Source organism: Pseudomonas sp. RGM 3321 (assembly GCF_022836805.1).
GTDB lineage: Bacteria > Pseudomonadota > Gammaproteobacteria > Pseudomonadales > Pseudomonadaceae > Aquipseudomonas.
The window spans coordinates 437743-444124 of sequence record NZ_JALHBH010000120.1; the positions used below are offsets into that span (position 1 = coordinate 437743).

Sequence of the window (6382 nt, forward strand, 5' to 3'; positions counted from 1 at the left end):
TCAGCACTGTCAAAAAAACCCATACATTCTGCCGTTTGCGGCAAACATTCACCGACACAGGCTGCTTTCAGCCTGCCGCACGACCGGTATTGACGGTCAAAAGCTCGATCGGCAACGGTTCAGAGAAGTAATAACCCTGCGCCTGGGTGGCACCGATCTCGCGCAGCAGCTCGAGTGTTTCCAGATCTTCGACCCCTTCGGCGACGACGCTCAGATCAAGGGACTCGGCCATGCGCACAATAGCCCGCACGATGGCCCGGCTGCGTACGCTGGAGGCCAGTTCGAAGATAAACGATTTGTCGATTTTCAAGCCGCTGAAATGGTACTGATGCACATAGCTGAGCGAAGAAAACCCCGCGCCAAAATCATCCAGCATGACCGACATGCCCTGCTCGGCCAGTTGCTTCATTGACAGGCGTGCCTGCTCGGGGTCGGCCACAAGAGCCCCCTCTGTGAGTTCCAGACACAGACGCCAGGGCGCAACATTCTGTTCAGCAAGCATCGCCAGCACTTCTGCAGCGAATGCCGGACGGGTGATGCTGTAGCTGGAGCAATTCACATGCACTGGCGGCCAGTGGCCGTTCTCGGGTTGCGCCAAAATGTTCACCACACATTTGAGCATGTAGATATCCAGCCGGCCAATCAGGCGACCCCTCCAGCGCGGGCAAAAAGCTTTCCGGCCCGACGATCCGTCCATCCGGCATGCGCCAGCGGATCAGGGCTTCAAACGCCAGCAACTCTCCGGTCCTGACACAGATGACCGGCTGAAAATAGGGGATCAGTTGATCGGTACGCTTCAGGGCGGTGCGCAACGCGCCCTCTTGCTCGACCTGATCCGAAACCTCCCGACGCAGAGCCTGATTGAACACCGCGAAACTGTCACGCCCGCCATTTTTGACCCGGTACATGGCGGTGTCGGCATCGCGCAAGAGGTCAGCCGGCTCCTGATGAAAGCGGCTGTCGGCGCCCACCACGCCAATACTGCAGGAAGAAAAGACGCTGTGATCGTCGATCACGAACGGCTGCTCGAACGCGGTCAGGATCCGCTGAGCGATGTCCTTGCCGGTCTGCAACGGCGTATCGATGCTCAGCACCGCAAATTCGTCACCTCCAAGCCTGGCCAGCAGATCCCCTTCACGCATGCAACTGCGCAGCCGCTCGGCGGCCTGCACCAGAAGGATATCGCCGCAGTGGTGACCAAGGCTGTCATTGATCATCTTGAAACGATCCAGATCGATGAACATGACAATCAGCTGCTGGCCGTTCCGGCAAAAGTCCTGCCATGCCTGTTTCAGGCGATGTTGCAAGTGACTGCGGTTAGGCAGCCCGGTCAACGAGTCGTGGGAGTTTTCATGCTGCAACCTGGCGTTGGCCTGATCCAGCTCCCGGGTCCGGTCGCGAACCCGGGCTTCCAGGAGCACATTAGCGGTATGGATCGCTTCTGCCGCGCTGCGGCGGGACAGTGCCGTGTCGATGTGGCGAGAGACAAAGGTCAGCAGTTCCTGATCACGCAAGGTATAGCTGACATCCTTCGAATAGCTTTGCACCACCAGAACGCCGCGCACTTGCTCGCCATCGAACAACGGAATGCCCAGCCAGGAAGAAGAACGACCGGTATTTTTTTGCACCTCGATTTCGCCGAGGCTTTCCAGCCTGCGGGCATCGTCGTAATCGATCAGACAAGGTCGCCGCTGGCCTATCACATACTCGGTAAAGCCACGCTGCCCACGCCGTGAACGTGGCGGCGTGGGCTGGTATTCGTCGATGTAGTAAGGAAAGGTCACTTCGCCTGTAGCGCTGTCGTAAAGGGCGATGTAGAAATTGAGTGCTACCAGCAGTTCGCCGACAATCATGTGCAGGCTGCGAAACAGCTCATTCATGTCGCCGGGCTGGCTGGACAGCTCGGCAATCTGGAACAGGGCGCTCTGCAAATGCTCGGCGCGTTCACGGTCGCGCACTTCCTGGCGCAACGCGTCGTTAGCTGCCGAAAGCTGTTGCGTGCGCAGTGCCACGATCTGCTCCAGGTCGGTACGCCGCAACAGCCGGTCCAAGGCCATCGCCACATGCCGCGACACCACGGAAAACAAAGCGCGGTCCTGAGCACTGTAGACGCGGGACACGTCATAGACCTGCATCGCGACCATGCCGAATACTTCGTCCGAGGCGTTTTTCAAGGGCGCGCCCATCCAGAACTCCGGTAGACGCCCCACCCAGAAAAAACGACCTTCGCCTTTTGCCCGCTCAATACAAGCAGCTTCCAGAAACAAGGGTTGCCCGGTGCTCAAGACATACCCGGTGAGCGACATTCGATCGGCGTCGATGAATTCGAACGTCTCGTGCGCCATCGCTTCGTCATCGAAACGGTCGATGTAATACGGGTAAGTGATCTTGCGGCTTTGCTGGTCATACAGTGCGACGTAGAAGTTCTCGGCATCGATCAGCGCACCCAGCTGCTCATGAATACCCTGCAGAAAAGCCCCGCGATCCAGCGTGGAACTGGCCAGCAGGCTGATTTCATAGAGCACCCGCTGGGTGTTCTGCGCCCGGATCAACGCAGCGGTCTGCAACAGTGAGCCCAGCCTGGCAGCCAGATCCACCAGCACGGGATGGTCTTTTTCGGCCATTGGCGCCAGCACCCAGCCCAGCACGCCCTCGCCCTGCCCTGCGATTCTGCGATGGAGCTGCAATTGAGCACAGTATGCGTCGAAGTCTTCAGCAGCGATGTGCGCAGGCCAGACGACTGCGGGGTCGCCCTGCCCGAGCAGACATTTCAGCTCGCCTGCAGCGTAGGCCGCCCAGGCGATATCCGGTATCTGTTCCCGTGCAGCGCTCAAAAGTGCGTCTATGGGAGCGTGACTGGCGAATCTGTCATGGTTGGCAGCCAACGTGGTGTCTGGACTGAACGCTACGCTCGGGCATATACCCGTGGCCAGATGTGAGACTGTCATGGAAACACCAGATGCATGAGCCGACGACGGTCATCCTTAAAAACCATGACCAAAGGTAACAAGTGTGGTGCTGCATTGTTGCAAAGTTCATACCTTTTTGGCAGACCCTTTGCCTGTCCGATGACATCCATGTGACGTGGGGCACTACCCGGCTGCCATGCGGGTCAGATTCAGGTGTGTCGCGACCGGCAAGGTAAATGAGCAGAGCTCGGCTATGCTTGCTCGCGGCGTTACACATCCCCCCACTGAACAGGTGACAGTCATGGTCAAGACTTACAGTTACGCAGCGCAGTCTGCTCAGGAAGTGCTCAAACCGTATCAGTTCGAACGCCGCTCACCCGGTGCCGAGGACGTTCAGATCGACATTCTCTACTGCGGCGTTTGCCACTCGGACCTACATACAGCACGCAACGAGTGGCATAACACTCTTTACCCGTCGGTTCCGGGTCACGAAATCGTTGGCCGGGTAACGGCAGTCGGTGCAGACGTCAAACATTTCAAGGTCGGCGACCTCGCGGGTGTCGGCTGCATGGTCGACAGTTGCCAGCAATGTACACCCTGCGCAGAGGGTGACGAGCAATATTGCGAGAGCGGCTTCACCGGTACCTACAACGGTCCGGTGTTTGGCGGCGAGAACACCTTCGGCGGCTACTCCGACAAGATCGTGGTCAAGGAGAAGTTCGTCCTGCGCATCTCTCACGACGCTAATCTGGCCGCTGTCGCGCCGCTGTTGTGCGCAGGTATCACCACATACTCGCCATTGCGCCACTGGAAGGTCGGCCCCGGCAAAAAAGTGGGCATTGTCGGGCTAGGAGGACTCGGCCACATGGGAGTCAAGATCGCCCACGCCATGGGCGCTCATGTGGTGCTGTTCACCACATCGCCCGACAAGCGTGAAGATGGCTTGCGGCTGGGTGCCGACGAAGTTGTTGTATCCAAAGATGCGGCACAGATGGCAGCCCAGACCAATAGCCTGGACTTTATCCTCAATACAGTCGCAGCACCGCATGATCTGGATGCATTTCTGTCGCTTCTCAAGCGTGACGGCACCATGACCCTAGTCGGCGCACCGGCAGAACCGCACCCGTCACCGGCAGTCTTCAATTTGATCTTCAAACGCCGCAGCCTGGCAGGGTCGTTGATCGGCGGCATTCAGGAAACCCAGGAAATGCTGGATTTCTGCGCTAAACACGGCATCGTTTCAGACATTGAAATGATCGCCATGCAGGACATCAACGAAGCTTACGAGCGGATGCTCAAAGGCGACGTGAAATATCGTTTCGTCATCGACATGGCCAGCCTCAAGCAGGAAATTCCTGCTGACTCAAACGCCGCATGATGCGGGCTGAATGCACCTGAAGTGCCTAGCGCGGCCACGGATGGCTGCGCGCATGAAAACATGCCGTACGTCGCAAGGCGTGAACTGTTTGCAGACAATAACCCACTGATACTCATACTCACTGTAAGTGTCGGCACCGGCACTACGCCCGCGCTTGCGCTGCTGCACGGCAGCTTGAACTTGTCGCGGTCATAAAAATGAACTATTTATTACATTTTAGTGACTATCACTGACTGCCTCTGGGTCTCAAGTTCACGAAGTCCTTGCAGATACTCATGTCAACGGACGTTTTAACAGGTGAACGAATCATGAAACAACGAGCGACAGTCATCTGCAAACGCGACGGCCAGGTCCTCTACGTACGCAAACCAAAATCGCGCTGGGCATTGCCAGGTGGCAAGATCGAGGCCGGTGAAACGCCCGCTCAGGCCGCCATGCGCGAATTGTGCGAGGAAACAGGCTTGAAAAATCTTGATCTGCTCTACCTCGAGGTCTATGAGAAAGATCAGGTTACTCACTACGTATTCACTACGCAGGTCCCGGCCTCAAGCGAGCCTTCGCCACAGAATGAGATTGCCGCCTGCAAATGGCTGGCTCCGAAGAAACTCGCAGATTTGAAGGCCAGCAGCGCGACCAAGACCATCGTCAAGTCATATGCCCAGCGGGCCTGAGAGCATATGGCGCAACGCCAAAGGGTGATCAGCCGGATCAGGTTGAACGGTCAGGCCTGATGCTGTTCTGAGACAGCAGACGGTTCATTACCTTCATCCCCGTCTCAGGAGATCCCCCATGACTCAGACCGCCCTGGTTGTTGGCGCAAGTGGCATTGTCGGCAGTGCAATCACACAGTTGTTACTGGAAAACGATTGGCAGGTTGCCGCCCTCTCCCGTAGCCCTTCATCGCGGCCCGGCGTAATTCCGGTGGCTGCAGACTTGCAGAACCCGGAGTCCGTCAGTGCGGCCCTCGCTGATTTGAAGCCCACCCACGTTTTCATTACCACATGGTCGCGTCAGGCCACTGAAGCAGAGAACATTCGCGTCAATGCTGCAATGGTGCGCAATGTGCTGGACGCTTTGCGGCCCGCTGGCAGTGTGAAACATGTCGCGCTGGTCACCGGGCTCAAACATTACCTCGGTCCGTTCGAAGCATATGGCAAAGGCACTCTGCCACAAACGCCGTTCAGGGAGACGCAAGCGCGCCTGGATATCGAAAACTTCTATTACGCGCAAGAAGATGAAGTCTTCGCTGCCGCCAGGAAGGACGGTTTTACCTGGAGCGTCCATCGCCCGCACACCGTGACAGGTGTCGCGGTCGGCAACGCGATGAACATGGCGACCACCCTAGCCGTCTATGCCTCTATCTGCAAGGCAACCGGCCGGCCCTTCGTGTTCCCGGGCTCGCGTGTGCAGTGGGACAGCCTGACCGACATGACCGATGCACGTCAGTTGGCCCATCAGCAACTGTGGGCCGCCACGACGCCTGCTGCGGCCAATCAGGCGTTCAATATCACCAATGGCGACGTATTCCGCTGGAGCTGGATGTGGGGGCAGATTGCCGAGTACTTCGGCCTGCAGCCAGCCGAGTTCCCGACCCAGCCTGCCCCGCTGGAAACGCAAATGGCCGATGATCAGGCAGCCTGGACCGATCTTGTCCGCGAGCACCAACTCAAGGAAAGTGATATCAGCCGCCTGATTTCGCCGTGGCACACCGACGCCGACCTGGGTCGCCCGATCGAAGTGGTTACGGATATGTCGAAAAGTCGCAAACTGGGCTTCACGGCGTTCCAGGCGAGTGACGATGCGTTTTTCGAGGTATTTGAAACGCTGCGCCGTGATCGACTGATCCCCTGAAGCTACTTGCCCTCTCGTGCCAAGGCTCTGCGTTGGCACAAGAGCGGGCACTTGCTTCGGGCGAAAAGGCGCAACAAAAAAGGGTCAACCTCTCGGCTGACCCTTTTTTTACCGCCCTGTCCCGTCCTGAATAAGGTTTACACCTTCTGACCTTTCCTCAGGAGGACTTAATGGATTCGGGTAAAAGGCGCAGCCAACGCGATTACACGCTAGCCTTTAAATTATCGGTCGTAGACCAGGTTGA

At 57.6% G+C, this 6382-nt stretch carries 3 protein-coding genes and 1 pseudogene; 3 read left to right on the forward strand and 1 reads right to left on the reverse strand.

The features are described 5' to 3' along the window. Window positions 1-67 precede the first annotated feature (67 nt). Window positions 68-2948: pseudogene (locus RGM3321_RS25490) on the reverse strand (EAL domain-containing protein). Window positions 2949-3210: 262 nt separating this feature from the next. Here RGM3321_RS25490 and RGM3321_RS25495 point away from each other — a divergent pair. From RGM3321_RS25495 to RGM3321_RS25505, 3 genes are all read left to right on the forward strand, one after another. Further along, complete coding sequence (locus tag RGM3321_RS25495) at window positions 3211-4287, forward strand: NAD(P)-dependent alcohol dehydrogenase (RefSeq protein ID WP_244395350.1); 1077 nt, start codon at window positions 3211-3213, stop codon at window positions 4285-4287. A gap of 308 nt (window positions 4288-4595) precedes the next feature. Continuing rightward, complete coding sequence (locus RGM3321_RS25500; protein ID WP_005743561.1) at window positions 4596-4958, forward strand: NUDIX hydrolase; 363 nt, start codon at window positions 4596-4598, stop codon at window positions 4956-4958. A gap of 118 nt (window positions 4959-5076) precedes the next feature. Beyond that, the gene (locus tag RGM3321_RS25505) at window positions 5077-6138 is read left to right on the forward strand and encodes an SDR family oxidoreductase (RefSeq protein WP_244395351.1); all 1062 of its coding nucleotides are present in this window, start codon (window positions 5077-5079) and stop codon (window positions 6136-6138) included. Window positions 6139-6382 lie beyond the last annotated feature (244 nt).